This is a genomic window from Mesorhizobium sp. B3-2-1 (assembly GCF_006439515.1).
Classification (GTDB): Bacteria; Pseudomonadota; Alphaproteobacteria; order Rhizobiales; family Rhizobiaceae; genus Mesorhizobium.
On sequence record NZ_VFTI01000023.1, the window covers coordinates 50,988 to 76,547 of the forward strand.

General features: G+C 63.6%; 32 protein-coding genes. 25 read left to right on the forward strand and 7 right to left on the reverse strand.

From position 1 onward, the window contains the following. The first annotated feature begins 191 nt into the window (after nt 1-191). The 3 genes from FJW08_RS22265 (at nt 192) to FJW08_RS22275 (ending at nt 2,495) form a co-directional block, all read left to right on the forward strand. Nucleotides 192-1,289 (forward strand): hypothetical protein, encoded by a 1,098-nt coding sequence (locus FJW08_RS22265; RefSeq protein WP_140812303.1) that lies wholly within the window; start codon nt 192-194, stop codon nt 1,287-1,289. 138 nt (nt 1,290-1,427) lie between these two features. After that, the gene (locus FJW08_RS22270; protein ID WP_140812304.1) at nt 1,428-2,039 is read left to right on the forward strand and encodes a nucleoside triphosphate hydrolase; all 612 of its coding nucleotides are present in this window, start codon (nt 1,428-1,430) and stop codon (nt 2,037-2,039) included. A 114-nt stretch (nt 2,040-2,153) separates the two neighbouring features. Further along, nucleotides 2,154-2,495, forward strand: coding sequence for a hypothetical protein (locus tag FJW08_RS22275; RefSeq protein ID WP_140812305.1), 342 nt, complete (start codon nt 2,154-2,156; stop codon nt 2,493-2,495). Between the two features lie 29 nt (nt 2,496-2,524). On the opposite strand, the gene FJW08_RS22280 is transcribed toward FJW08_RS22275, so the two are convergent. The 3 genes from FJW08_RS22280 to FJW08_RS22290 all read right to left on the reverse strand — a co-directional run bounded on the left by FJW08_RS22280 (nt 2,525) and on the right by FJW08_RS22290 (nt 4,921). After that, complete coding sequence (locus FJW08_RS22280; RefSeq protein WP_140812306.1) at nt 2,525-3,229, reverse strand: glutathione S-transferase N-terminal domain-containing protein; 705 nt, start codon at nt 3,227-3,229, stop codon at nt 2,525-2,527. 224 nt (nt 3,230-3,453) lie between these two features. Then, a complete protein-coding gene (locus FJW08_RS22285; protein WP_140812307.1) occupies nt 3,454-4,662 on the reverse strand; it encodes a beta-ketoacyl-[acyl-carrier-protein] synthase family protein in 1,209 nt (402 codons plus the stop codon). A gap of 4 nt (nt 4,663-4,666) precedes the next feature. Further along, complete coding sequence (locus FJW08_RS22290; protein ID WP_027145432.1) at nt 4,667-4,921, reverse strand: acyl carrier protein; 255 nt, start codon at nt 4,919-4,921, stop codon at nt 4,667-4,669. Nucleotides 4,922-5,116: 195 nt separating this feature from the next. Between FJW08_RS22290 and FJW08_RS22295 the strand changes: the two genes are divergently transcribed. From FJW08_RS22295 to FJW08_RS22315, 5 genes are read left to right on the forward strand one after another with little or no spacing between them, the layout of a single operon-like run. Next, nucleotides 5,117-5,959, forward strand: a complete 843-nt coding sequence (locus tag FJW08_RS22295; protein WP_140812308.1) for an urease accessory protein UreD — start codon at nt 5,117-5,119, stop codon at nt 5,957-5,959. A gap of 28 nt (nt 5,960-5,987) precedes the next feature. After that, entirely contained in the window at nt 5,988-6,290 is a 303-nt protein-coding gene (locus FJW08_RS22300; protein ID WP_140812309.1) for an urease subunit gamma, read from the forward strand. Nucleotides 6,291-6,299: 9 nt separating this feature from the next. Then, nucleotides 6,300-6,554 carry a DUF1272 domain-containing protein gene (locus FJW08_RS22305; protein WP_140812310.1) on the forward strand — a complete coding sequence of 85 codons (255 nt, stop codon included), beginning with the start codon at nt 6,300-6,302 and terminating at the stop codon, nt 6,552-6,554. A 25-nt stretch (nt 6,555-6,579) separates the two neighbouring features. Beyond that, a complete protein-coding gene (locus FJW08_RS22310) occupies nt 6,580-7,167 on the forward strand; it encodes a HupE/UreJ family protein (RefSeq protein ID WP_140812311.1) in 588 nt (195 codons plus the stop codon). Between the two features lie 6 nt (nt 7,168-7,173). Further along, nucleotides 7,174-7,479 carry an urease subunit beta gene (locus FJW08_RS22315; protein ID WP_140812312.1) on the forward strand — a complete coding sequence of 102 codons (306 nt, stop codon included), beginning with the start codon at nt 7,174-7,176 and terminating at the stop codon, nt 7,477-7,479. 74 nt (nt 7,480-7,553) lie between these two features. Here the strand turns inward: FJW08_RS22315 and FJW08_RS22320 are convergent, their stop codons facing one another. Next, nucleotides 7,554-8,048 (reverse strand): hypothetical protein, encoded by a 495-nt coding sequence (locus FJW08_RS22320; protein ID WP_140812313.1) that lies wholly within the window; start codon nt 8,046-8,048, stop codon nt 7,554-7,556. Nucleotides 8,049-8,162: 114 nt separating this feature from the next. Further along, nucleotides 8,163-8,540, reverse strand: coding sequence for a hypothetical protein (locus tag FJW08_RS22325; protein ID WP_140812314.1), 378 nt, complete (start codon nt 8,538-8,540; stop codon nt 8,163-8,165). A gap of 164 nt (nt 8,541-8,704) precedes the next feature. Here FJW08_RS22325 and ureC point away from each other — a divergent pair, with 164 nt between their 5' ends. From ureC to FJW08_RS22370, 9 genes are all read left to right on the forward strand, one after another. After that, nucleotides 8,705-10,420, forward strand: a complete 1,716-nt coding sequence (ureC, locus tag FJW08_RS22330) for an urease subunit alpha (protein ID WP_181183010.1) — start codon at nt 8,705-8,707, stop codon at nt 10,418-10,420. 156 nt (nt 10,421-10,576) lie between these two features. After that, the gene (locus FJW08_RS22335) at nt 10,577-11,065 is read left to right on the forward strand and encodes a DUF29 domain-containing protein (RefSeq protein ID WP_140812316.1); all 489 of its coding nucleotides are present in this window, start codon (nt 10,577-10,579) and stop codon (nt 11,063-11,065) included. Between the two features lie 61 nt (nt 11,066-11,126). Next, a complete protein-coding gene (locus tag FJW08_RS22340; RefSeq protein WP_140757314.1) occupies nt 11,127-11,720 on the forward strand; it encodes a hypothetical protein in 594 nt (197 codons plus the stop codon). 44 nt (nt 11,721-11,764) lie between these two features. Continuing rightward, nucleotides 11,765-12,400, forward strand: a complete 636-nt coding sequence (locus tag FJW08_RS22345) for a glutathione S-transferase family protein (protein ID WP_140757424.1) — start codon at nt 11,765-11,767, stop codon at nt 12,398-12,400. Nucleotides 12,401-12,468: 68 nt separating this feature from the next. Then, nucleotides 12,469-13,044 (forward strand): urease accessory protein UreE, encoded by a 576-nt coding sequence (ureE, locus tag FJW08_RS22350; protein ID WP_140812317.1) that lies wholly within the window; start codon nt 12,469-12,471, stop codon nt 13,042-13,044. Then, nucleotides 13,037-13,708, forward strand: a complete 672-nt coding sequence (locus FJW08_RS22355; RefSeq protein ID WP_140757316.1) for an urease accessory protein UreF — start codon at nt 13,037-13,039, stop codon at nt 13,706-13,708. The genes ureE and FJW08_RS22355 overlap by 8 nt, the downstream gene beginning before the upstream one ends. Further along, nucleotides 13,705-14,145 (forward strand): DUF3995 domain-containing protein, encoded by a 441-nt coding sequence (locus FJW08_RS22360; RefSeq protein ID WP_140812318.1) that lies wholly within the window; start codon nt 13,705-13,707, stop codon nt 14,143-14,145. The genes FJW08_RS22355 and FJW08_RS22360 overlap by 4 nt, the downstream gene beginning before the upstream one ends. Next, the gene (ureG, locus tag FJW08_RS22365) at nt 14,142-14,783 is read left to right on the forward strand and encodes an urease accessory protein UreG (RefSeq protein WP_140812319.1); all 642 of its coding nucleotides are present in this window, start codon (nt 14,142-14,144) and stop codon (nt 14,781-14,783) included. Before FJW08_RS22360 ends, ureG begins: the two co-directional genes overlap by 4 nt. Nucleotides 14,784-14,863: 80 nt before the next feature. Further along, nucleotides 14,864-15,631 carry a class II aldolase and adducin N-terminal domain-containing protein gene (locus tag FJW08_RS22370; protein WP_140812320.1) on the forward strand — a complete coding sequence of 256 codons (768 nt, stop codon included), beginning with the start codon at nt 14,864-14,866 and terminating at the stop codon, nt 15,629-15,631. Nucleotides 15,632-15,634: 3 nt separating this feature from the next. Here FJW08_RS22370 and FJW08_RS22375 read toward each other — a convergent pair whose 3' ends face one another. After that, nucleotides 15,635-16,267, reverse strand: coding sequence for an HAD family phosphatase (locus FJW08_RS22375; RefSeq protein WP_140812321.1), 633 nt, complete (start codon nt 16,265-16,267; stop codon nt 15,635-15,637). 242 nt (nt 16,268-16,509) lie between these two features. Between FJW08_RS22375 and FJW08_RS22380 the strand changes: the two genes are divergently transcribed. Beyond that, nucleotides 16,510-17,469, forward strand: coding sequence for a sugar-binding transcriptional regulator (locus FJW08_RS22380; protein WP_140757321.1), 960 nt, complete (start codon nt 16,510-16,512; stop codon nt 17,467-17,469). Between the two features lie 25 nt (nt 17,470-17,494). Here the strand turns inward: FJW08_RS22380 and FJW08_RS33030 are convergent, their stop codons facing one another. Continuing rightward, complete coding sequence (locus FJW08_RS33030) at nt 17,495-17,680, reverse strand: hypothetical protein (RefSeq protein WP_140812355.1); 186 nt, start codon at nt 17,678-17,680, stop codon at nt 17,495-17,497. Between the two features lie 110 nt (nt 17,681-17,790). Between FJW08_RS33030 and gcvA the strand changes: the two genes are divergently transcribed. The 7 genes from gcvA (at nt 17,791) to FJW08_RS22420 (ending at nt 25,554) form a co-directional block, all read left to right on the forward strand. Then, on the forward strand, nt 17,791-18,696 hold the full coding sequence (gene gcvA / locus FJW08_RS22390) for a transcriptional regulator GcvA (protein WP_140812322.1): 906 nt from the start codon (nt 17,791-17,793) through the stop codon (nt 18,694-18,696). 236 nt (nt 18,697-18,932) lie between these two features. Further along, the gene (locus FJW08_RS22395) at nt 18,933-20,243 is read left to right on the forward strand and encodes a sugar ABC transporter substrate-binding protein (protein ID WP_140812323.1); all 1,311 of its coding nucleotides are present in this window, start codon (nt 18,933-18,935) and stop codon (nt 20,241-20,243) included. A 122-nt stretch (nt 20,244-20,365) separates the two neighbouring features. Beyond that, on the forward strand, nt 20,366-21,238 hold the full coding sequence (locus FJW08_RS22400) for a sugar ABC transporter permease (RefSeq protein ID WP_140757325.1): 873 nt from the start codon (nt 20,366-20,368) through the stop codon (nt 21,236-21,238). Between the two features lie 11 nt (nt 21,239-21,249). Next, nucleotides 21,250-22,074: a carbohydrate ABC transporter permease gene (locus tag FJW08_RS22405; RefSeq protein WP_140812324.1), complete on the forward strand. Its 825-nt coding sequence runs from the start codon at nt 21,250-21,252 to the stop codon at nt 22,072-22,074. Between the two features lie 50 nt (nt 22,075-22,124). Further along, nucleotides 22,125-23,129, forward strand: coding sequence for an ABC transporter ATP-binding protein (locus tag FJW08_RS22410; RefSeq protein ID WP_140812325.1), 1,005 nt, complete (start codon nt 22,125-22,127; stop codon nt 23,127-23,129). Nucleotides 23,130-23,140: 11 nt separating this feature from the next. Then, nucleotides 23,141-23,911: an L-iditol 2-dehydrogenase gene (locus tag FJW08_RS22415; protein WP_140812326.1), complete on the forward strand. Its 771-nt coding sequence runs from the start codon at nt 23,141-23,143 to the stop codon at nt 23,909-23,911. A 164-nt stretch (nt 23,912-24,075) separates the two neighbouring features. Next, nucleotides 24,076-25,554, forward strand: a complete 1,479-nt coding sequence (locus tag FJW08_RS22420) for a mannitol dehydrogenase family protein (protein ID WP_140812327.1) — start codon at nt 24,076-24,078, stop codon at nt 25,552-25,554. Nucleotides 25,555-25,560: the final 6 nt, after the last annotated feature.

The window sequence follows — 25,560 nt, forward strand, 5'->3', positions numbered from 1 at the left end:
GCCGAAGGCGGGGGAGAGGTGGCCGCGTAGCGGCCGGAGAGGGGGCTTCGTAGGGCGCTAGCCTCGAAAGGAAATCCGCTTCACGTTCGACAATACATCCCTCCACCCTGATGCAAAATGCCTGACGCTGCGCTTGCGCAATCCACACGGAACGGGTTCTGTTCGCACCGTCAGATTCGGGTGAGAGCGCCATGGATACAGTCACGATCAACGCCAAGGGCATCTCGGTTTCGCTCGACCTCACGGTCGGCCACATCGCCGACATGGTCATTGAAAGTAACGGGCGCAAGCTCAGGCCACTGCACCGCGCACCTTGGGTCGACGCCGGCGAGACGCTGCCTCCTGACCTGCCGCAGGGCACCGTCCGGCTCTCCGGCGACTTTCTCTGCGCGCCGTTTTCGCGCAGCGATGTCGAGGAGGCGCCGCTGCATGGCTGGCCGGCCAACAGTGCCTGGGATGTGGTCGACAGCGGCGCCACGGATGGCGGATGGCGCGCTGTCTTCCGGCTGCGCCACAAGGTGATGGGTGCCGGCGTCGACAAGATTTTCACGCTGCGCGACGACCATCCCTTCCTCTACCAGGAACATGTGTTTTCCGGTGGGTCCGGCGCGATCTCGGTCGCCCACCACCCGATGACGGCGATGGAAGGCGGCGGCAGGCTGGCGTTCTCGCCGAAGCGGTTTGCCGCCACCCCGGCCGATCCGCTGGAGCCGGACCCCGGGCGCGGCCGCTTCATGCTGGCGTATCCGGCGCGGTCGTCCGACCTCGCGCATTTTCCCGCTGCCGGCGGCGGCACGCTGGATCTCACGAACTACCGCATAGAGCACCGGCGCGAGGATTTCCTCACTCTGGTCGAGGCCGACCATGGCGGCCCGGGCTGGACCGCGCTTGCCCGCCACGCCGAGGACGATCTGGTGCTGGTGCTGAAGAACCCGGCCGAACTGCCGGTCACCATGCTGTGGTTCAGCAATGGCGGGCGCGACTACGCGCCGTGGAGCGGCCGCCATCTCGGTGTGCTCGGCATCGAGGATGGGCGCACGGCGATTGGCCACGCCGCCTCGCTCGGCGACAACTGGCTGAAGCGCGAAGGCGTGGCGACGGCATTCGCGCTTGGCGAGGACCGCGGCGTCTCGTTCCGCCATGTCATCGGCGCGTTACCGCTGTCGGGCGGCGAGCCACCACGGGAGATCACCACGGCGGATGGCCGTCTGCGGTTGGCTGGCGCGGCGGCATCGGAGGTCCCGTTCGACAGCGAATTCCTGCGCATCGGCCTGCCAGCGGCACGCTGAAGGGCAAAGCCGTAAGGATTAATCGCATTCGCCAGCGCTGACTTCCACGCCTGTTCGCTCTAAATCGTGCAAATCGCGGTTTGAAATTTCCAGCGACCGCCGACAAGATGCGTCTGAAATCGTGCGGAAGGAGCCAAAATGTCCGAAATCGCCCACCTCGCCGCCACCATCTTCAAGCGCGCCGGCAAGGCGAAGCGCTTCATCGTCGCCATCGCCGGACCGCCGGGCGCCGGCAAATCGACATTATCGGCAAGCCTGCATGACCTTTTGCCGGAAGGCGCTGTGGAAGTCGTGCCCATGGATGGCTTCCACTATGACGATATCGTGCTCGACGCGCGCGGCCTGCGCGCGCGAAAGGGCGCGCCCGACACGTTCGACTTCGGCGGCTTCGAGGCGCTTCTGAAGCGCATCCGCGCCGGCGAGCCCGAAATCGCCATTCCGGTCTTCGACCGCGACATGGAATTGTCGCGCGCCGCCGCGGCGATCGTCGGTGCCGAGACCAAGTTCATCCTGGTCGAAGGCAATTACCTGTTGCTCGACGAGGAGCCTTGGTCGCGGCTGGCGCCGCTGTTCGATTTCTCGATCTTCGTCGACGTGCCGCGCAATGAGCTCGAACGCCGCCTGATGGAACGCTGGCACGAGCATGGCCGTTCCGAAGCCGACGCGCGCGCCTGGATCGCCTCCAACGACATGCCCAACATCGAACGCGTGCTGGCACGGCGCCGGGCGGCCGACCTGGTCATTGGTTAACTCGGGTTAATCTCGATCAACCTGTTTAATTTTCGGTATTTTTCGACGGGAACCTTAAGACTTACAAGGCGTTATCCCGATCAGGCAATCATGCCAGAAGAGGGATTCCGTCCGATGGCAACCAAAGCAAAAAAGCCCGCCAGGGGCAAGTCAGCCCAACCGAAGGCGCCGCAATCGGCGGCCGGGGCCGGCCCGGCGGTCGCCCAGCGCTCCAAGGATACAAAGGCCTTCGGCAAGGCGCCGCCGAAGAAAGTCGTACCAGGTGGCACGCCGAAAGTTACCGCGCCGAAAGCGGCTGCCAGGACAGCCCAAGCGAGGAAGCCGGCCGCAGGCGACTCGAAGGTTCGCACGGCAGCCAACATTGCCGCTGGAGCGGTCGTGGCCACGGCGCGAGGCGTGGCGTCCCTCGCCGCCTCCGTGGTCGGCAAGGGCGGATCCAAGGCGAAAGCAAAGTAGGGCCGCGTCCCCGTGGGGGCCGGCGGGGTTCAGCTCCGCCCCGGAATGGTCAGGCCCTTCTGCACTGCCGGCCGCGCCAGGCCGCGCTCCAGCCACGCTGCCAGATTGGTGAAATCATCGAAGCCGACCAGATCGCGCGCCTCGTAAAAGCCGATCAGGTTGCGCACCCAGCCGAGCAGCGAGATGTCGGCGATGGTGTAGTCATTGTCCATGATCCACTTGCGGCCCTTCAGCCTGACGTCGAGAACGCCGAGCAGGCGGCGCGATTCGTCGCGGTAACGCTCCAGCGGCCGCTTGTCGGCGATCTCGCGGCCGGCGAATTTGTGAAAGAAACCGACCTGGCCGAACATCGGCCCGACGGAGGCCATCTGGAAGAAGACCCACTGGATCGTTTCGTAACGCCGCGCTGCATCCGCTGGGATGAGCAGGCCGGTCTTTTCAGCGAGGTAGAGCAGGATGGCGCCGGATTCGAACAGGCCGATCGGCGCGCCATCAGGGCCGTTGGGATCGATGATCGCCGGAATCTTGCCGTTGGGATTGAGCGACAGGAATTCCGGGGTCCAGCTCTCGTTCTTGCCGATGTTGATCAGATGCGGCTCATAGGGCAGGCCGAGTTCCTCCAGCGCGATCGATATCTTCACTCCGTTCGGCGTCGTTGCCGAATAGAGCTGAATCTGGTCCGGATGCTTCGCTGGCCAACGGGTTGCGATCGGAAAGGCGGACAAGTCGGCCATCGAGAACTCCTGAGCGGGGGGATTTGCGCCAAGCGGCGCGGGGTCGGCGGGTCTGCCAAGAATTAGCTAGGGCTGCGGTCGGGTGGGATCAATATGGCTGCGACGCTTTCACCATGCACGGATAGTCAACCGTTCCGGACCGCCTGGGGCAGGTGGTGACCGACCGGGACGGTGGTGACTGCCCGGGGAGGTAGTAACCGCCCGGGAGGTAGTAACCGCCCGGATTAGATGGCCTTGAAGGCCAGCACCGCATTGGTGCCGCCAAAGGCAAAGCTATTGCTGATGGCGGCGCGCACCTTGCGCTCGCGCGCGACATTCGGCGTCACGTCAAGATCGCAGTCGGGATCGGCCTCGCGGTAATTCGCCGTCGGCGGCACAACGCCTTCGCGGATCGCCATGACGCAGGCGATCATCTCCAGCCCGCCCGAGGCGCCGAGGCAATGCGCATGCATCGACTTGGTCGAGGAGACGGAGAGCGCCCGCGCATGGTCGCCGAAGACGCGCTTGATCGCGGTGGTCTCGATCTGGTCGTTGGCCTTGGTGCCGGTGCCGTGCGCGTTGAGGTAGTCGACATCCTCGGGATTGAGCCCGGCGTCGGCCAGGCAGAAGCGCATCGCCGCTTCCGGTCCCTCGACGGTAGGCGCGACTATGTCCGAGGCATCGGCCGAAAGGCCGGCGCCGGCGATCTCGGCCAAAATGGTGGCGCCGCGCGCCATCGCATGGTCGTAGCTTTCCAGAACCGCCATGCCGGCACCCTCGCCCAGCACCAGGCCCTGGCGGTCGGCAGAAAATGGCCTGCACGTGTCGGGCGACAAAACACGCAGTGCCTCCCAGCCCTTCAGCACGCCCCACACCAGCGGCGCCTCGGTGCCGCCGGCCACCATGACGTCGGCGCGGCCGAGCCTGATCTGGTCGACCGCCGAGGCGATGGCATGATTGGCCGACGAACAGGCCGAGGTGACGCCGAACACCGGTCCGCGCAAACCCAGATGCATGCTGATCTGGCCGGAGGCGGCGCCCGGCATGACCCTGGGAACCGTGAAGATGCCGGCGCGATTCTTGCCCTCGATCAGGATGGCGCGATAGTTCTCCTCGACCGTCTCGAACCCGCAGACGCCAACACCGACAATGGCTCCCATCCGATAGGTATTGTCCGCATGCGGGACCAATCCGGACTGCCGCATGGCTTCTTTCGCCGCGATCACCGCCAGCAGGCTGAAGCGATCCATCGACACCAGTTGCTTGCGCTCGATGCCGTGATCCGGCAGCGCCTTGATCTCGCAGCCTGTCTTGACCTTCAGGTCGTGCAGGAAGGGATTGTCGATCGGGCCGATCGCCGACCGGCCGGCCCGCATCTCGGCCCAGATTGCCTGCGCATCGGTGCCCAATCCGCACAGCCCACCGATGCCGGTAATGACGACACGCTTCAGCATTCGGTCAGGCTTTTTTCGCGATCAGCGCGCGAACGGCCTCGACCATGTCGCCGACATTCTTCAGATTGCTCCAGGCATCGACCGTGTTCATCTCGATCTCGATGCCATATTGCTCCTCGAGGTCGAAGATGATCTCGGTCAGCTCCAGCGAATGAATGCCCAGCGCCGTCAATTCGGTCGTGGTGGTGATTTCCTCGCCGCCAGGCTCGGCATGGGCCTTGATCTTTTCGATGATGTCCGTTGCCAGCTGGTCAGCCATTCGGTTTCTTCCCCACTTGTCGTTTCCGACGCTGAACAGCGTCTTCTTGTCCTCGATATCAGGTCGCGATCTTCGCCTTATCCCCCGCCAAGCGTCGCCTGACCGTACCAAGGTGGTTCCCTCTATAGAAACGGAAACGTCATCAAGCAACAAGCTATATGTCGACAAAAGCGCCACAGTGCTTAACCTGACGGCGTGGATACGATCGAAAATACGAAGTTCTCGGGTAAGCTGGCCCAGCGTGCGGCCGGCAAGGCGCAGCTTGGTTGCGCCAGCATCGACGGACACACGCGGCTGCGGCGCCTCTATCAGGACGGCTCCGCCAAGATAAGGCTGCCGGCCGTTTCGGCCGGTCCGCTGGAGGCGGTCCTGATCAACACCGCCGGCGGGCTGACCGGCGGCGACCGCCTCGGCTGGGATGTCGATGTCGGCGCGGATGCCAGCGCCACGATAACGACCCAGGCCTGCGAAAAAGTCTATCGCGCAGCGTCGGACCATGCCGAAGTGCGGGTCAAGCTGACCGTCGGTCAGAACGGCAGCATCGCCTGGTTGCCGCAGGAAACCATCGTCTTCGACCGCGCCGCGTTTGTTCGTACGTTGGATGTCGAGCTTGCCGTGGGGGCCGAGGCGCTGGTGCTGGAAGCGGCCGTCTTCGGCCGCCTGGCTATGGGCGAACGTGCCGCGCAGGGCACTTTTCGCGACCGCTGGCGTATCCGCAGGGAAGGAATTCTCATTCATGCCGAGGATTTCCGCATCGGACCCGATATCGCCGATACTCTGGCCCGTCCGGCGACATCAGGCGGCGCGATCGCCGTGGCTACGCTGATGCTGGTGTCGCCGCGCGCGGAAGCCTTGCTCGACCCGGTTCGGGAGATCATTGGCGACCGGGGCGGCGCCAGCGTCTGGACAGTGAAGACATCTGGCAAGCTTCTTGCGAGGCTTTACGCCGGGGACGGCTACCACCTGCGCCAGCGGCTGGTCCCGCTCGTCGAATTGCTCAACGGAAGGGCGGGGTTGCCCAAATTATGGTCACTGTGACTGTGGCCGCATCATTTCAGGAAGACGCATGAACCTGACGCCAAGGGAAAAGGACAAGCTGCTGATCGCCATGGCGGCGATCGTGGCGTGCAAGCGGCTCGAGCGCGGCGTCAAGCTCAACCATCCAGAAGCCATCGCGCTGATCACCGATTTCGTTGTCGAGGGCGCCCGCGATGGCCGCCCGGTCGCCGAGCTGATGGAGGCCGGCGCCCATGTCGTCAGCCGCGCGCAGGTCATGGAAGGCATCGCCGAGATGATCCATGACGTGCAGGTGGAAGCGACATTCCCCGACGGCACCAAGCTGGTGACCGTGCACGAACCCATCCGGTGAGGAGAGAAAATGCTGGAGCTGCGCCCGAACTGCGAATGCTGCGACAAGGATCTGCCGCCGGAGGCGAAGGATGCGCTGATCTGCACCTTCGAGTGCACCTTCTGCGCCGGCTGTGTCGAAAACGTGCTTGGCGGCGTCTGCCCAAACTGCGGTGGCAATTTTACAGCCCGGCCGATTCGCCCCGCCGCGATGCTGAAGAAATATCCGGCTTCGACCAAACGCGTGCTCAAGGCCGAGGGCTGCGGCCCCCGCAAGGCCGCCTGACACCGCAAAACGAAAGGCAAGTAAAATGATCCCTGTCAAACGCCTGTGCCTCTCGGCGATCCTGCTCGTGGCGGCCGCCATGCCTGCCTACGCCCATGTCGGCATTGGCACGACATCCTCCTTCATGGCCGGCTTCACGCATCCGCTGTCCGGCCTCGACCATATGACGGTGATGCTCGCTGTCGGTCTGTGGGCGGCCCTCAAGGGTGGCAAGGCGATCTGGGCCTGGCCTGCGGCGTTCGTCGCCGTCATGCTCGGTGGCGCGGCCCTTGGTATGGCTCATATGCCGTTGCCGTTCGTCGAGCCGGGCATACTGGCCTCCGTCGTGGCGGTTGGACTGCTGGTGGCGTTGGCGGTCGATCTGCCCGTTTCGGCCGGTGTCGCCATCATCGGTCTGTTCGCGCTGTTTCACGGCCACGCCCATGGCACGGAAGTGCCGGAAAATGCCGGCGGGCTCGAATATATGGCCGGCTTTGCCATCGCCACCGTGCTGCTCCATGCAATCGGCATCGCCGCTGGTCTGAGCCTCGGCCTAAGGTTCCGCGGTGTGGCCCGTATCGCGGGTGCCGCCTGCGCGGCGATCGGCGTCGTCCTCGCCTTCGGCGTCGTGTGAGGTCCCATGATCCCCGGCGAAATCATCTCTGCTCGAGGCGACATCGAACTCAATGAGGGTCTGCCGACCGTCACCCTGAAAGTCGCCAACAGTGGCGACCGCCCGGTCCAGGTCGGCAGCCACTACCATTTCTTCGAAACCAACGAGGCGCTGAAATTCGACCGCGAGCGCGCGCGCGGCATGCGCCTCGACATCGCCGCCGGCACCGCCACGCGCTTCGAACCGGGGCAGGAACGCGACGTCACGCTGGTGCCGCTCGGCGGCAAGCGCGAGGTCTATGGATTTCAGCAGAAGGTGATGGGCAAGCTGTGAGGGCGTCTCATGCCTGGTGCGCAAGGCCGGCCAACGGCTTCGGGGCAAACCTGAAAGCAAACGATGCCTTCGGCTCAGCCAGACGGCTTGGCGGCCGCATAGATGACGATCTTTCCGGGATCGTCGAACTCGACGGCGAGAACGTCCTCGGCAAGCACGCGCCGCGACTCGATGGCATTGAAGAGCAGGGCGTTGGCCTCGATCTCATTGCGCAGTTCGGTAACATCGTCCTGATGCTGCCGAACCTTGTTCTCGATGGCCGGTGGCGGGCCGCCCTCGCTGCGCGCCGCGTCGGTCAGGAACACGATATCGACCTTGTCGAGCTTGGATGTCTTGCGCACCGTGCTGATGTTTTCGCGCGTGCGGTCGATCGCCGAATTGACCTTTCCGATCTCGGCGGTCGTCTTGGCCTCTTCCTGGTTGACTTGCGAGCCGACGATGCGGTCGACGGTCTCCGGGCTTTGAAGGCCCTGCGCGTTCAGCGCCGCCTGGGGGAGACTCACCACCAGAAACGCAGCTGCGGCAACGGCGTGCAGCCAACGGACATCGGGCAAGTTGGTGTCGGTCATCGTCCACTTTCGCGGTTTGTTTCGACGCTCAGGAAACGAAACGACTCCGGCTCTGCCACGGTTCCCGTCATGATTCGGCGGGCGGACCGGATACCGGCCCGCCACGCCGGGTCTTTAACTCGCTTTCTTGGTGATCAGGGTCAGCGCGCCATTCGGCTCCATGCTGGCCGCGACCACCTGAGCCGAGGTCATTCGCTTGGCCTGGAGGGCGGATTTCACCTTGGGGGTGGCGTCGATCGAACTGCGCAGTTTCTGCAGGCCTGCGTCGCCACGCTGCGCGATCACCTGGTTGACCTGCGTCTGCGTGTCCTTCGGCAACTCGCTGATGTCGATGACGTTGACGCTCTGGATCGCCGGCGCGGCCTGCTGACCGCCAGGGGCGGCTGGAGCCGGCGCGCTTGGAGAGGGCTGTTGCGCGGGCTGCTGCTGGGCACTGGCGGCACCAACCAGCATCAGGGTGGCGGCAGTTGCAAGAACTATCGTTTTGCGCATGGATTTTCCTTCCATCGATTTGGCAAACGGTCGTTTTGGGGTGGCGGCCCAACCTCAACCGCCAAATGGGTTCAGAAGGTGTCGCCGAGCGGGTCATTGCGTGACTATTGGATGGCGACAATGTGCAGCTGGGCTTCGATCACACCGCATTTCGGGAGCAATCGCTGATGGCCAGACTAACCCGTGCCGCCTACGCCCAGATGTATGGCCCGACCGTTGGCGACAAAGTGCGGCTTGCCGACACCGAACTGATCATCGAGGTCGAGAAGGATTTCACCATTCATGGCGAGGAGGTGAAATTCGGCGGCGGCAAGGTCATTCGCGACGGCATGGGCCAGAGCCAGGTTTCCCGTGCCCAAGGCGCGGTCGACACCGTCATCACCAATGCGCTGGTGATCGATGCCAGCACCGGCATCTTCAAGGCCGATGTAGGCCTCAGGGATGGCCGCATCGCGGCAATAGGCAAGGCCGGCAATCCCGATACGCAAGATGGCGTCACCATCATCATCGGTCCCGGCACCGAAATCATCGCCGGCGAGGGCAAGATCCTCACCGCCGGTGGCTTCGACGCGCATATCCACTTCATCTGCCCGCAGCAGATCGAGGAGGCACTGATGTCGGGCATCACCACCATGCTTGGCGGCGGCACCGGCCCGGCGCATGGCACGCTGGCCACCACCTGCACGCCGGGGCCATGGCACATGGCGCGCATGGTCCAGTCCTTCGATGCCTTCCCGATGAATATCGGCCTGTCGGGCAAGGGCAACGCCTCGCTGCCCGACGCACTCGAGGAAATGGTGCTGGGCGGCGCTTGCTCGCTCAAGCTCCACGAGGACTGGGGCACGACGCCGGCGGCGATCGACTGCTGCCTGTCGGTCGCCGACGACTACGACGTGCAGGTCATGATCCACACCGACACGCTCAACGAATCCGGCTTTGTCGAGAACACGGTGGCGGCCATCAAGGGCCGCACCATCCACGCCTTCCACACCGAGGGCGCCGGCGGCGGCCATGCGCCGGATATCATCAAGGTCTGCGGCCTGCCCAACGTCATCCCGTCCTCGACCAACCCGACTCGGCCCTATACCGTCAACACGCTGGCCGAGCATCTCGACATGCTGATGGTCTGCCATCATCTGTCGCCGTCGATCCCCGAGGACATCGCCTTTGCCGAAAGCCGTATCCGCAAGGAAACCATCGCCGCCGAAGACATCCTGCACGACATCGGCGCCTTCTCGATCATCTCGTCGGACAGCCAGGCCATGGGTCGCGTCGGCGAGGTGGCGATCCGCACCTGGCAGACCGCCGACAAGATGAAGCGCCAGCGCGGGTCGTTGCCGCAGGAGACCGGCGACAACGACAATTTCCGCGTCCGCCGCTATATCGCCAAATACACCATCAATCCGGCCATCGCGCACGGGCTGTCGAAGGAGATCGGCTCGATCGCGGTCGGCAAACGCGCCGACCTGGTGCTGTGGAATCCGGCCTTCTTCGGCGTCAAGCCGGATATGGTGCTGATCGGCGGCATGATCGCCGCCGCCCCGATGGGCGATCCCAACGCCTCGATCCCGACGCCGCAGCCGATGCACTACCGGCCGATGTTCGGCGCCTATGGCAAAGCCCGGACCAACTCGTCCGTGACTTTCGTTTCGAAGGCCGCGCTCGAATCGGGTTTGCACGGCAGGCTCGGCGTCGACAAGCAATTCGTCGCCGTCGAAAACACGCGCGGCGGCATCGGCAAGCACTCGATGGTGCTCAACGACGCCACGCCGCATATCGAGGTCGATCCGGAAACCTACGAGGTACGCGCCGACGGCGAACTCTTGACCTGCGAGCCGGCGACCGTGCTGCCGATGGCGCAGCGGTATTTTCTGTTTTAAGGGCGTGATCTTCAACGAAATCACGCCTATTATCCCATGGCCTTTGTCAAGTGCGAGGCCTAGCTAGGGAACTGAAATTCCAAGATGGGCGGGGTTTTTCGAGAATTTAACGAATCTAGTTCCCCAGCTCCCCGGTAGCCGGAAAGCATGTTCGCGATGAACAAGTTTCTGTTGATACAGCAATTGACACCCTACGAGGCCGATTATGCTCGGTGGTGCGCCGAACAAGGTGCATTGTTGCGTGAAGGTCGCCTGTCTGACCTCGATCGCGAGAATCTTGCCGAGGAGATCGAGAGCTTGGGGCGCAGCGACCAAAGGGAAATTGCGAGCAGGTTGGGCACCTTGCTCCAACATCTCCTTAAGTGGGAATTCCAGCCTGAGAAACGCAAAACCGGATGGTTGGCGACGATCCACGAACAGCGATTTCGGATCGAAAATCTGCTCGACGCGAGTCCTAGCCTGAAAGCTTATCCAGGAAAACAACTTGGCCGAGAATTCCGGATAGCGAAGTTGAAGGCGGCCGACGGGACGGGCCTGATGGAACGGGATTTCCCGGTGGATTGTCCGTACTCGGTCAAGGAGGTTCTCGACCATGATTTTTTCCCCGGCGATCCTTGGTCACCGGAAAAGCTTATTCGGGAATGAGTTATCGTGTTACGCCGCACGTCGGCTAGTTTCGTTGCGCCGAGGGCATTGTTAGTAGTCGATGGCCACTGAAATAGCCTCCGCCCACGACATTTTCCCGCATATCCGCATCGTCATGGGCATGGTGATCGGGCTTGGTGTCGCCCGTTTGCTGTCGGGGGTGGCGCGCATCGTCCAGCATCCTGGCCAGTACCGGCTCTATCCCGTGCATCTGGCCTGGGTCGCCTCGGTGCTGTTGATGCTGGTGCATTTCTGGTGGTGGGAGTTCGGCCTCTACGCCATCGAAACGTGGACCTTCGGCAAATATCTTTTCATCATTTTCTACGCCATCACGCTGTTCCTGCTCTGCGCGATGCTGTTTCCGGACTCGATGCTCGACTACACCAGCTACGAGGATTTCTTCTATTCGCGCCGCGCCTGGTTCTTCGGACTGCTGGCGGCGACCTATCTGCTCGATATCATCGACACGCTGTTGAAAGGTCCGGAGCATTTCGCCCGCTTCGGCAACGAATATCTGTTCCGCACGCCGGTCTTCGTCGCGTTTTGCATCGCCGCGATCCTGGTGCGCGACCGCCGCTTCCACATCGCCTTCGTCGCGGCCGCGCTGATCTACCAGATATCGTTCATCCTGCGGCTCTTCGACACGATCGTATGAGATCGGCCGATGATCTAGAGTTCCGGGGAAAGGCAGGTTCAATGATGTACAAGGCCGTCGGATCGCGCGGATCCCGGGTCAGTCGCGTCCTCTGGATGCTGGAGGAGCTCGGGCAGCCCTATGAATTCGTCGAGGTCAAGCTGCGCTCGCCGGAAGCCTATGCGCTCAATCCGTCGGGCAAGGTGCCGATCCTCATCGACGGCGAGCTGACGGTGACGGATTCGGCCGCGATCTGTGTCTATCTCGCCGACAAGCACGCCGACAAAGGCCTGGGCGCCAATCCTGGGATCGCCGGCCGTGCCGAGATGGATTCCTGGATGCACTTCGCACAGTCGGAGTTCGAGGCGCCGCTGTGGAACAAATTGCGCCACCGCTTCCTCTTGCCCAGGGAAGTGCGGGTCGATGTCGGCCCTGCCGCGGCCTTTGATTTTGCGTCGGAGGTCAAGGCGCTGGAGCGCAGGCTTGGCGACAAAACGTTTGCACTCGGCGACCGGTTCTCGGCCGTCGATGTGCTGCTTGGCGACATGGGCGGCTGGGCGCGTGCCGGCCGGTTCGCGATCGACTCCGACCGCGTCAACGCCTATTTCGACCGCGTGTTGTCGAGGCCTGCCCGTGCGCGGGCGCAAGCCAATGCATCGGCCCGAAAGTCGGAATCGATTTTTGGAAAGCACGATGCATAGATTCAAAGTATTAGAGCGTCCTTTGCGCGTCCAAGAGGACGCGCGGTGCTCTAAGGAGGCTCCATGAAATGAAGCTCAACATCAACACCGACTTCACCAAATTTCCGCGCGCCGTCTCGGTGCTGCCCGCCGGCACGGCCGCGACCGTCGCGCCAACCGGCCGTGCGGTTCTTGCCCATGATGAGCGGCATCTGCGCCGCCGCGCCATCGAACTTGCCGACGGCAGCAAGGTGCTCGTCGACCTGCCCGAACCTGTCGCCCTCAACGACGGCGACCGGCTCGTGCTGGAGGATGGCGGCCATATCGAGATCATCGCTGCGCCCGAAGAGGTCTATGACATCCGCGCCCGCGACGCCGTACATCTCGCCGAGCTCGCCTGGCATATCGGCAACCGCCATCTCGCCGCCGGCATCGAGGCGCACCGCATCCTCATCCTGCGCGACCACGTCATCAAGGCGATGCTGGAGGGGCTCGGAGCCACGGTGCGCGACGTCTCGGAACCGTTCAAGCCGGTGCGTGGCGCCTATTCCGGCGGGCACGATCATGGCCATGCGCACAGCCATGCCGAGGCGCACAGCCATGGCCACGGCGAATCCCATTCGCACAGCCACGCGCATTCGCATCACGATCATCACCATGACTGACCAGCCCTCCGGCATCGCCCTGCTGCGGCTGATGGCATGGCTGTCGCCGGCCTTTCCGGTCGGCGGCTTCGCCTATAGCCATGGCCTTGAGCGCGCGGTGCATGACGGACTGGTGAGCGACGGCGACAGCCTTGCTTCCTGGCTGGAGACGCTGGTCGAGATGGGTTCGGGCTGGAACGATGCCGTGCTGTTCGCAGAGAGCTGGCGCCGCGCCCGCGAAGGCGGCGATCTGGCCGAAGTCGCAGCACTGGCCGAGGCATTGGCCGGCTCGCGCGAACGCCACACCGAGACCATGCTGCAAGGTGCGGCCTTCCTCAAAGCGGCCGGCGCCTGGCCCAATGCCGCGCTGAAGCGCTTGCCGGCCGAATGCGCCTACTGCATCGCTGTCGGCACTGTTGCCGGCGGCAATGGCATTGCGCTGCGGGACGCGCTGTCCGCCTTCCTGCAGGCCTTCTTCTCCAACCTCGTCCAGGCCGCGATCCGGCTCGGCGTCATCGGTCAGAACGAGGCCACGACGCTGCTTGCCGGGTTCGAGCCGCTGGCGCTCTCGACCGCTGCCCGCGCGTCCCGCTCGACACCGGACGATCTCGGTGGCTGCGCCTTCATCTCAGACATCGTGGCGATGAAGCACGAAACCCAGTATTCGCGATTGTTCCGTTCATGATCCTCCTCGCCTTCGTCCTCTCATTCGTCCTGCTGCTGATCACGGCGCTGCATGTCTATTGGGGCATCGGCGGCATCTGGCCGGGCAGGGATGCCGCGTCCTGCGCCCACGCCGTCGTCGGCTTTCGCGGCGTCGACGAAATGCCGACGCCGTTCGCCAGCTTCGCCGTTGCCGCTTGCCTTGGCCTGGCAACGCTCTGGCCGCTGGCGCTCATCGGTTTCTTTGCCTCGCCCTTTCCAAAGGAGGGGCTCGCCGCCACGTCGATGCTGATCGGTTTGGTGTTCCTGGGGCGCGGCATCGCCGGTTTCACGCCCTGGTGGCGCCGGCTGGCGCCGCAACAGCCTTTCGCGCGGCTCGATACCATTCTCTATTCGCCGCTGTGCCTGCTGATCGGGCTTAGTTTCGCGGTCCTCGCCATCACGGAGTTTCCGGCATGACACAAGCTAACGGTCCTCTTCGCATCGGCATTGGCGGCCCCGTGGGTTCCGGCAAGACGACGCTCACCGAAAAACTCTGCAAGGCGCTGCGCGACGAGTTTTCCATCGCCGTCGTCACCAACGACATCTACACCAGGGAGGACGCCATGATGCTGGCCCGGCTGCAGGCGCTGCCGGAGGACCGTATCGTTGGCGTCGAGACCGGCGGCTGTCCGCACACCGCCATCCGCGAGGACGCGTCGATCAATTTGCAGGCTATCGCCGAGCTGAACCGCAAGTTCCCCGATCTCGACATCATCTTCATCGAATCCGGCGGCGACAACCTGGCCGCCACCTTCTCGCCGGACCTTGCCGACCTGACGCTCTATGTCATCTCGGTCTGCCAGGGCGAAGAGATCCCGCGCAAAGGCGGCCCGGCGATCACGCGCTCCGATTTCCTCATCATCAACAAGAGCGACCTTGCGCCTTATGTGAACGTCAATCTCGACATCATGGAGAGCGATGCCGGCCGCATGCGCGGCAAGCGGCCGTTCGGCTTCACTGATCTTTCGCGCGGCAAGGGCCTGCAGGAGGTCATCGATTTCATCGTCGAGCACGGCGGATTGCGGACCGTGGGCGCCGCAAGCACGGCGGCATAGCTGGCCTTCTGCACCAAGCGAAAGCGGTTGCGGGCACCAGCGGAGCGCGGCATTCTTGCCGAAACCGGAGGACTTTTAAGATGACTATTGCCCGCCTGCAGAAGGAAACGCTGACCAACCTGCCCTTCTACGAAGAGCGCGTCGATCTCGCCTGCGCCTTCCGTTGGACGGCGCGGCTCAACATGCACGAGGCGGTGGCCAATCATTTTTCGCTGGCGGTCAATGATGACGGCACCAGGTTCCTGATGAACCCGAACCAAGTGCATTTCTCACGCATCAAGGCCAGCGACCTGATCGAAATCGACGCCAACGATCCCGACACGCTGTCAGGCCCCAATGCACCCGACCCGACGGCATGGGGCCTGCATGGCGCCGTCCATCGCAATGTGCCGCACGCGCGCTGCGTCATGCATGTCCATTCGATTCACGCCACCGTGCTGGCCTCGCTTGCCGACTCGACTCTGCCGCCGATCGACCAGAATTCGGCGATGTTCTTCAACCGTCACGTCGTCGACGCGCATTATGGCGGGCTGGCCTTCGAGGAAGAGGGCGAGCGCTGCTCGCAGCTTCTCGCCGACCCCAAGGTCAAGGTAATGGTCATGGGCAACCATGGCGTGCTGGTCGTCGGCGACACCGTCGCCGACGCCTTCAACCGCATGTTCTATTTCGAGCGCGCCGCCGAGACCTACATCAAGGCGCTGTGGACCGGCCGGCCGTTGCGCACGCTCTCCGACGCGATCGCCGAGAAGGCGGCGAGCGAGATGGACGATTATCCAGGCCAAGCCGAACGTCATCTCGCCGAGTTGAAGGCGATCCTCGACGAACAGGAGCCGGCGTACCGGAACTGAGGGCTACAGTCCGAGTTGAGCCCGCAATTCCGCGGCGCTGTTGATGACGATGGCGCCGGGCGGTCCTTCCATCGGCTTTTCAGGCCAGAAGATGGTCTTCATCCCCGCTGCCAGCCCCGCCATGGCGCCCGGCCAGCTGTCGTCGACCGCGACGGCGTGCGCGGGATCGACGTCGGCCAGATAGGCGGCGCGCAGGAAAGGCTCGGCGTGCGGCTTGCCTTCCCGCACGTCGTTGCGGCTGATCGTCTTCATGCCGGGATAGGTGAGGCCGACCATGCGCAGGTTGGCGTCGACGATCATCCGGTCCGAATTGGAGACCACCGCCTGCTGAATGCCGAGCGCGCGCAACTCATTGAAGACCTCGATCGCGCCAGGGCGCGGCTTCAGCCCCTCGACCAACGGCAGGTAATGCTCATATTTGTGAACGATCCATTCGTCGAAGGGCAGTTGCAGCCCGAACTCGCCGCGCATCATTTCATAGACCGGCCAGGCGGCGACGCCGAGCACACGCTCGTGCAGATCGTCAGGCGGCGTGAGGCCGGCATTGCGCATCGCTGCAATGAGGGCCGCCGCGTGCAGCGGTTCGCTGTCGACCAGCGTGCCGTCCATGTCCCAGAAAACCGCCTTCGGTGTCATGCAGCGCTCCTTTTTGCGATCCCTTAAAGGGTTTGCGGCGGGAGATAAACCTTTGGCGGGCATGGAACATGCCTTCTGGTGGAAACGGAACCTGCCGTGCTTTCTCCCGCATGATGATGGCGGAGAAAACTCCGCTTTATCGGCGCAAGCATTTGCTCTTGAGATTGACAATTGCGCAGGCAGCCATTCCCTGCGAAAGTGATACGGACCGCCTGATGATCGGCGGGTTCGGGAGGCAGGACGTGAATACCCGGCAGGATGGCGGCAGCAATAGGCTGGACGACGCGGCGCGCGCCGGCTGGCTCTATTATGTTGCCGGCAACACACAAGACCAGATCGCCGCCACGCTCGGCATATCGAGGCAGACGGCGCAGCGGCTGGTGTCGCTGGCGGTGTCGGAAGGCCTGATCAAGGTCCGCGTTGATCATCCGATCGCCAACTGCCTGGACCTTGCCGCGCGGCTGAAGTCGCGCTTTGCGCTCGACCTGGTCGAGGTGGTGCCGAGCGACCCCAATTCATCCTCCACCACCATCGGCATCGCCGAAGCGGCGGCCGCCGAGATCGAGCGGCGGCTGCGGTCGCCGACGCCGATCGTCATGGGCATCGGCACCGGGCGCACGCTGAAGGCGGCGATCGAGCAATTGCCGCCGATGGAATGCCCGCAGCACAAGGTGGTGTCCTTGACCGGCAACATCTCGCCGGACGGTTCGGCCGCCTTCTACAACGTCATCTTCACCATGGCCGACAGGGTCAAGGCGCGGTCCTTCCCGATGCCGCTGCCGGTCATCGCATCCTCGCCGCAGGAGCGCGAGATGCTGCTCAACCAGCCGATGATCCAGCCGACGCTGGCGCTTGCCGCCGAGGCCGATGTCACCTTCATCGGTATCGGCGACCTTGGCCCGAAGGCACCGCTCTACGAAGATGGCTTCATTTCCGAAAGCGAGCTGAAAGCCTTGCAGAAGGCCGGCGGCGTCGCCGAAATCGTCGGTTGGGTGTTCGATCGCGAAGGCCGCATGATCGAAGGCATCACCAATGACCGGGTGTCGTCGGCGGCGCTGCCGTCACGTGAGAAGTCGCTGGTCATCGCGCTTGCCATGGGCGAGCGCAAGCTGCCCGGCATCCTGGCGGCCGTCAACCGCCGGCTGGTCAACGGGCTCATCACCGACGAGCGCACGGCGGCCGCCCTGCTGGCCAGCATTTGACGGCTTGGCGATAAAGCCAGCAAGGCTATTGGTGCCGGCCGAAAGGGTCGTTGCCGTCGAGAAAACCGAGGTCGCGCTGCAAATGCGGCGACAGGTCCCTGATGTCGAGATGCGGCCTTTTTCTAACCGCAAACCAGCCAAATCCGTCCGCGAGCCACGAAATCCAGCGATGATCGGGAGCGGATGTGCATTTTTGCTGCGCCATGGTCATGATCGTCAACCTTCGTTATCCTGAACCCGAATGACGGGTTGAGCGTCAATGTCGGCCTTGCCGGCCGCCTTTGCCAATCGAACGTCGATAACGACCCATAAGGAGGCTTTATGCCTGATCTCAGCGCGCCGCAGGTTTCGCAACTGCCGCCGTTGCAGGCGATCCGGGTGTTCGAGGCGGTGGCGCGGCATCTTTCCTTCACCAAGGCCGCCGGGGAACTCGCCATGACGCAAGCGGCGGTCAGCTATCAGATCAAGGTGCTGGAGGAGCGCGTTGGCGCACCGCTGTTCCTGCGTCGGCCGCGACAGATCGAGCTGACCGAAGCGGGCCAGCGCCTGGCGCCGGCTGTCAGCGAGGCCTTTGCCATTCTTGGCCAGGCCTATGCCGCCGCGCGCGGCGGCGCGGACGGGCTGTTGTGTGTCACCACGGTGCTGACCTTTGCCTCCAACTGGCTGGCGCACCATCTCGGCGCGTTCCAGATCGCACATCCGTCGCTTGCCGTGCGGCTCGAGACGTCGAGCCGGCTAACGGATTTCGCCCGCGAGGATGTCGACCTCGCCATCCGTTCGGGCGGCGGCAAATGGCCAGGGCTGGAAGCCCACAAGCTGCTCGATGCCGATTTCACGCCGATGCTGAGCCCGAAGCTCGCGGCGAGCATCGGCGGCATCAACGAACCGGCCGATCTGCTCAAGCTGCCGATCCTCGATCCCAGCGATATCTGGTGGACGCAATGGTTCGAGGCCGCCGGCGTGCACAGCCACGATCTTGCCAAGCGTCCCGGCAGCAGCATGGGCGCGCAGGCCTATGAAGCCAACGCGGCCATATCGGGCCACGGCGTGGCGATCCTGACTAGGGCGCTGTTCAAGGCCGAACTCGCCGACGGCCGGCTGATCCAGCCGTTCGATCTGGTCGGCGACGACGGGCACGCCTACTGGCTGGTCTACCCCGAGGCACGCCGCAACGTGCCCAAGATCCGCGCCTTCCGCGACTGGCTGCTGGCCGAGATCGCCTGCTGATCGGCAGACAAGCAGACCGGCAAGAAAACGACATCCCGTTCGGGAGGCTTTCGGCCCCGCAGCCTGGACTCCAGGTGGCGGCAATCCGCGCCCCTGTCGCCAATCATCCGTCATCATTTCGCCGGCCGCCGCGTGTTGCGCTGCAGCATCGAATCCGGCTTGACATAATTAAGACCAAGTGAGTAATTGCTCATAGCCAAGGCAAATGCTCATCTTGGTTCATGGGAGGAATTTTGATGAAACTTCGCACGCTCACCCTGGGCTTGTTGTCCGCCAGCGCGCTTGCGTTCGCCGCACACGCCGAATCCATCACCATCGCCACCGTCAACAATGGCGATATGGTCCGCATGCAGAAGCTGACCGACGACTTCACCAAGGCCAACCCCGACATCCAGCTCAACTGGGTCACGCTCGAAGAGAACGTGCTGCGCGAGCGCGTCACCACCGACATCGCCACCAAGGGCGGCCAGTATGACGTGATGACGATCGGCACCTACGAGGTTCCGATCTGGGCCAAGCAGAGCTGGCTCTTGCCGCTCGACAAGCTCGGCGCCGACTACGACGTCAAGGACATCATCCCGGCCATCGCCGGCGGCCTATCGGTCGACGGCAAGCTCTATGCCGCGCCCTTCTACGGCGAAAGCTCCTTCGTCATGTACCGCAAGGACCTGATGGAGAAGGCTGGGCTGAAGATGCCCGACGCGCCGACCTGGGACTTCATCAAGCAGGCCGCCGACAAGATGACCGACCGCGCCAATGGCGTGAACGGCGTCTGCTTGCGCGGCAAGGCCGGCTGGGGCGAGAACATGGCCTTCCTGACCGCCATGTCGAACTCGTTCGGCGCTCGCTGGTTCGACATGGACTGGAAGCCGCAGTTCGACCAGCCTGAGTGGAAGAACACCCTGCAATTCTATGTCGACCTGATGAAGGCCGATGGCCCCGAGGGTGCGTCCTCCAACGGTTTCAACGAAAACCTGGCGCTCTTCCAGCAGGGCAAGTGCGGCATGTGGATCGACGCCACCGTCGCGGCGTCCTTCGTCTCCGACCCGAAGAACTCCACCGTCGCCGACAAGGTCGGTTATGCCTTGGCTCCCGACAAGGGGCTCGGCAAGCGCGGCAACTGGCTGTGGGCCTGGTCGCTGGCCATCCCTGCCGGTACACAGAAGGCTGATGCGGCCGAGAAGTTCGTGTCGTGGGCGACCAGCAAGCACTATGAGGATCTCGTTGCATCGAAGGAAGGCTGGGCCAACGTTCCTCCGGGCACGCGCTCCTCGCTCTACGCCAATCCCGAATATCAGAAGGCGGCTCCGTTCGCCAAGATGACGCTGGACTCCATCAACGCCGCCGACCCGACGCATCCGACCGTCAAGCCGGTGCCCTATGTCGGCGTGCAGTTCGTTGCCATCCCTGAGTTCCAGGGCCTTGGCACCACCGTCGGCCAGCTCTTCTCGGCGGCTCTCGCCGGTCAGTCGAGCGTCGACGATGCGCTGAAGCAGGCCCAGGACGCCGCGACCGCGACAATGACCGAGGGCGGCTATATCAAGTAAGGCTCCTCCCGGTGCCGAATGCCGGCCGACGACCATGACCGGCAACGGCCGCCCGAAACCCAGTTCGGGCGGCCGTCTTCAACGCCTCTGAAATTCAGTTCGATCCTTGAAGGGTGACCGTCATGGCTACTCAGCAGACCCGTTCGCTTGCCCGATTCATGATGGCGCCATCCGTGGTGCTGCTGCTGGTCTGGATGGTTGTTCCGCTCGCTCTCACCCTGTGGTTCTCCTTCCAGCAGTACAATCCGCTCAATCCGGTTCGCGATGGTTTCGTCGGCCTCTCGAACTACGCGCTGTTCTATTCCAACCCGGCTTTCCTGCAGTCGATCCTCAACACGCTTGTCCTGGTGGTCAGCGTGCTGCTGATCACGGTGATCGGCGGCATCCTGCTGGCGCTGCTCATCGATCAGCCGATGTGGGGCCAAGGGATCGTGCGCATTCTCGTCATTTCGCCGTTCTTCGTCATGCCGCCGGTGGCAGCACTGGTGTGGAAGAACATGATCATGCACCCGCAATATGGCGTGTTCGCCGACATAGCGCGCTTTTTCGGGGCGCAACCGATCGACTGGTTCGGGCAGCATCCGATGACGGCGATCATCATCATCGTCGCCTGGCAGTGGCTGCCTTTCGCGACATTGATCCTGCTCACCGCGCTGCAGTCGCTCGACGCCGAGCAGAAGGAAGCCGCCGAGATGGACGGCGCCGGCTTCATCAGCCGCTTCATCTATCTGACGCTGCCGCACATGTCGCGGGCGATTACCGTGGTCATCCTGATCCAGACGATCTTCCTGCTCTCGATCTATGCCGAGATCCTGGTCACCACCAATGGCGGCCCCGGTTACGCCTCCACCAACCTGCCTTTCCTCGTATACCAGAAGGCGCTGCTGGAGTTCAAAATCGGCCAGGCATCCGCGGGCGGTGTGATCGCCGTCATTCTCGCCAACATCGTCGCCTTCTTCGCCATGCGCGCTGTCGGCAAGAACCTGGACAAGTAAGGGAGGATAAGATGGCACGCGCAGTCACCACCCGGCACAAGACAATCGCGACCGTCGCCGCCTGGATCGTCGCCCTACTGATCTTCTTCCCGATCCTCTATACGATCATCACCTCGTTCAAGTCGGAGCAGGAAGCGATCCAGGGCTTCAACCTGATACCGTCCGGAACCTTCGAGAGCTATGCCGAAGTCCAGGCGCAGAGCGGCTATTTCAAGTTCTTCCTGAACTCGGTGCTGCTCTCCGTCGGTTCGACCGTCCTGGCGCTCCTGGTCGCCATTCCGGCGGCATGGTCGATGGCGTTTTCGCCGACCAAGCGAACCAAGGACATCCTGATGTGGATGCTGTCCACCAAGATGATGCCGGCGGTCGCCGTGCTGTTTCCGATCTACCTGATTTTCCGCGATCTCGGCCTGCTGGACTCGCGCATCGGCCTGATGGTCATGCTGATGCTGATCAACCTGCCGATCGTGGTGTGGATGCTCTACACCTACTTCCGCGAGATCCCCGGCGAGATCCTGGAAGCGGCCCGCATGGACGGCGCGTCGCTGTGGAACGAGATCATCTACGTGCTGACGCCGATGGCGGTGCCGGGCATCGCCTCGACCATGCTGCTCAACATCATCCTGGCCTGGAACGAAGCGTTCTGGACGATCCGGCTGACGACCACGGACGCTGCTCCGCTCACCGCCTTCATCAGCTCCTTCTCCAGTCCGCAAGGCCTGTTCTGGGCCAAGCTTTCGGCGGCCTCGACGCTGGCCATCGCGCCAATCCTGATCATGGGCTGGTTCAGCCAGAAGCAGCTGGTGCGCGGCCTGACCTTTGGTGCGGTGAAGTAACGAAAATTGCCTGAAGCAATCGGCGAAAAATAGCTCTCCGGGAGGAAACCATGGGAAACATCACCCTCAAGAACGTCTCCAAATCCTTTGGATCGACGTCCATCATCCCCGGTCTCGACCTGGTGATCGAGAATGGCGAGTTCGTCGTCTTCGTCGGCCCGTCTGGCTGCGGCAAGTCGACATTGCTGCGGCTGATCGCCGGCCTCGAAGACACCAGCGGCGGCACCATCAACATCGACGGCCGTGACGTCACCGGCGAGGCGCCGGCCAAGCGCAAGCTCGCCATGGTGTTCCAGTCCTATGCGCTCTACCCGCATATGACGGTGGCCAAGAACATCGCCTTCCCGCTGAAGATGGCCGGCGAGGATCAGGCGACCATCGACAGGAAGGTGAAGGACGCGGCGCGCGTGCTCAACCTCACCAACTATCTCGAACGCCGTCCCGGCCAGCTCTCCGGCGGCCAGCGTCAGCGCGTCGCCATCGGCCGCGCCATCGTGCGCCAGCCCTCGGCCTTCCTGTTCGACGAACCGCTGTCCAACCTCGACGCCGCACTGCGCGGCACCATGCGGCTCGAAATCAGCGAACTGCACCATCAGCTCAAGACGACGATGATCTACGTCACCCACGACCAGGTCGAGGCCATGACCATGGCCGACAAGATCGTCGTGCTCAACGCCGGCAATATCGAGCAGGTCGGATCGCCGATGGAGCTCTACAAGACGCCGCGCAACCTGTTCGTCGCCGGCTTCATCGGCTCGCCGAAGATGAACCTGCTCGAGGGCGCGCCGGCTGACAAATACCGCGCCAAGACGATCGGCATCCGGCCCGAACATATGCAGATCTCGGCGACGGCTGGCGACTGGAAGGCGACGGTCGGTGTTGCCGAGCATCTGGGCTCCGACACGTTCCTGCATGTCCAGGCCGATGGCGTCGGGCCGCTGACGGTGCGCGCCGACGGCGAACTGGCGGTCCGCCATGGCGACACCATCTATCTCACCCCCGACAAGGCCAAGCTGCATCGCTTCGGCGCTGACGGAAAAGCGATGGCCCAGTGAAGGATGGGACGGTGAGGCTGCAAGGCAAATCGGCGCTGATCACCGGATCGGCGCGTGGCATCGGGAGAGCCTTCGCCGAAGCCTATGTGCGCGAGGGCGCCACGGTGGCGATTGCCGATATCAATCTCGACGCAGCGCGCAAGACCGCGGCTGAAATCGGCGACCATGCCTATGCGCTAAAGCTTGACGTCACCGACCAGGCATCCATCGATGCCGCGGTCAAGGCGGTGGAGAGCAGGACCGGCGGTCTCGATATCCTGATCAACAACGCCGCTCTGTTCGACCTGGCGCCGATCGCGGAGATCCCTCGGGCAAGCTACGAAAAGCTTTTCTCCGTCAACGTCGCCGGCACGCTGTTCATGCTGCAGGCGGCAAGCCGCTCGATGATCGCGCGCGGCAAGGGCGGCAGGATCATCAACATGGCAAGCCAGGCCGGGCGTCGCGGCGAGCCGCTGGTCGCGGTCTATTGCGCCACCAAGGCCGCCGTCATCTCGCTGACCCAGTCGGCCGGGCTCGACCTGATCAAGCACCGCATCAACGTCAACGGCATCGCGCCCGGCGTCGTCGACAGCGACATGTGGGACGAGGTCGATGCCCTGTTCGCCAAATACGAGAACCGGCCGAAGGGCGAAAAGAAACGGCTGGTCGGCGAGGGTGTGCCGTATGGCCGCATGGGCAGGCCGGAAGACCTCGCCGGCATGGCCGTGTTCCTCGCCAGCGACGAGGCAGAATACATCGTTGCCCAGACCTACAATGTCGATGGCGGCCAATGGATGAGTTGAAAGGGATGAATTGAGGGGGAAGGCGCTTTTCTCTTTTCCTCCGGAGAAGGCGCCGCGGGGGCGGGTGAGGGGCAGCATACTGGAAACCAGGTGCGGCCCCTCACCCTCGCCCTCCCGAAGGAGGCGAAACAGTCGGGCTGCAAATCGGCCAAAGGGTAAAGCAGATGACCGTGAAACTCTCTTCCTCCAGCCTCGCCAACCTTCCGTCCAAGGTCGCAGGGCCGAACTATGACCGGTCGGCGCTGAAAGCCGGCATCGTGCATTTCGGCGTCGGCAATTTTCACCGCTCGCATCAGGCCGTCTATCTCGACGACCTGTTCGGTCAGGGCATCGGCCATGATTGGGCGCTGGTCGGCGCCGGCGTGTTCGACGGCGAGAAGATCGGCCGCGGCAAGCTCGAAGAGCAGGACTGGCTGACCACCGTGGTCGAGCAGGACGAAGGCCACATGAGTGCCCGCGTCACCGGCGCGATGATCGATTTCCTGATGCCGGGCGACGCAGCCGTCATCATCGACCGGCTTGCCGATCCGGCGATCAGGATCGTATCGCTGACCATCACCGAAGGCGGCTATTTCATCGACCCGGCCTCCGGCGTCTTCAATCCGACCCATCCCGACATCGTCGCCGACGCACAGCCGGGCGCCACACCAAAGACTGTGTTCGGCATCATCCTGGCCGCGCTGGTGCGCCGCCGCCAGGACGGCATCGTGCCGTTCACCGTCATGTCCTGCGACAACATTCCCCACAACGGCCATGTCACGTCGGATGGCGTGATCGGGCTCGCCCGCCTGATCGACGAGGACCTGGCGAGCTGGGTCGGCGACCACGTCGCCTTCCCGAACGCCATGGTCGACCGCATCACGCCGGCGACCAGCGACCGCGAGCGCAAGATCCTCGCTGACGATTTCGGCCTCGAGGACAATTGGCCGGTGTTCTGCGAACCGTTCAGGCAATGGGTGCTGGAAGATCATTTCACCGATGGGCGCCCACCGCTGGAAAAGGTCGGCGTGCAGTTCGTCAGGGATGTCGCCCCTTACGAGCTGATGAAGATCCGCATCCTCAATGGCGGCCACGCCACCATCGCCTATCCGGCCGGGCTGATGGACATCCACTTCGTCCATGAGGCGATGCAGGAACCGCTGGTGCGCGGCTTCCTCGACAAGCTCGAACATGACGAGATCATCCCGACCGTGCCGCCGGTGCCGGACACGGTGCTGGAAGACTATTACCAGCTCATCGAGAAACGCTTCTCCAATCCCAAGATCGGCGACACGGTGCGCCGCCTCTGCCTCGACGGCTCCAACCGCCAGCCGAAATTTATCATCCCGACCATCGCCGATCGGCTGAAGGCGGGCAAAGGCGTTGCCGGTCTGGCGCTGGAATCGGCGCTGTGGTGTCGCTACTGCTTCGGCACGACGGACAGCGGAGCGGTCATCGAGCCCAACGACCCGAGCTGGGACCGGCTGCAGGCAACGGCAAAAGCGGCAAAGGACGCGCCCGCCGCCTGGCTTGCGATGGACGATATCTATGGCGATGTCGGCCGCGCCACCGCCTTCGTCGAGGCCTTTGCCCACGCGCTCAACGCACTCTGGGCCAATGGCGCGCGCGCCACGCTGACGCGCTACCTCGCCGGCAAGCTCTGAGAGCCA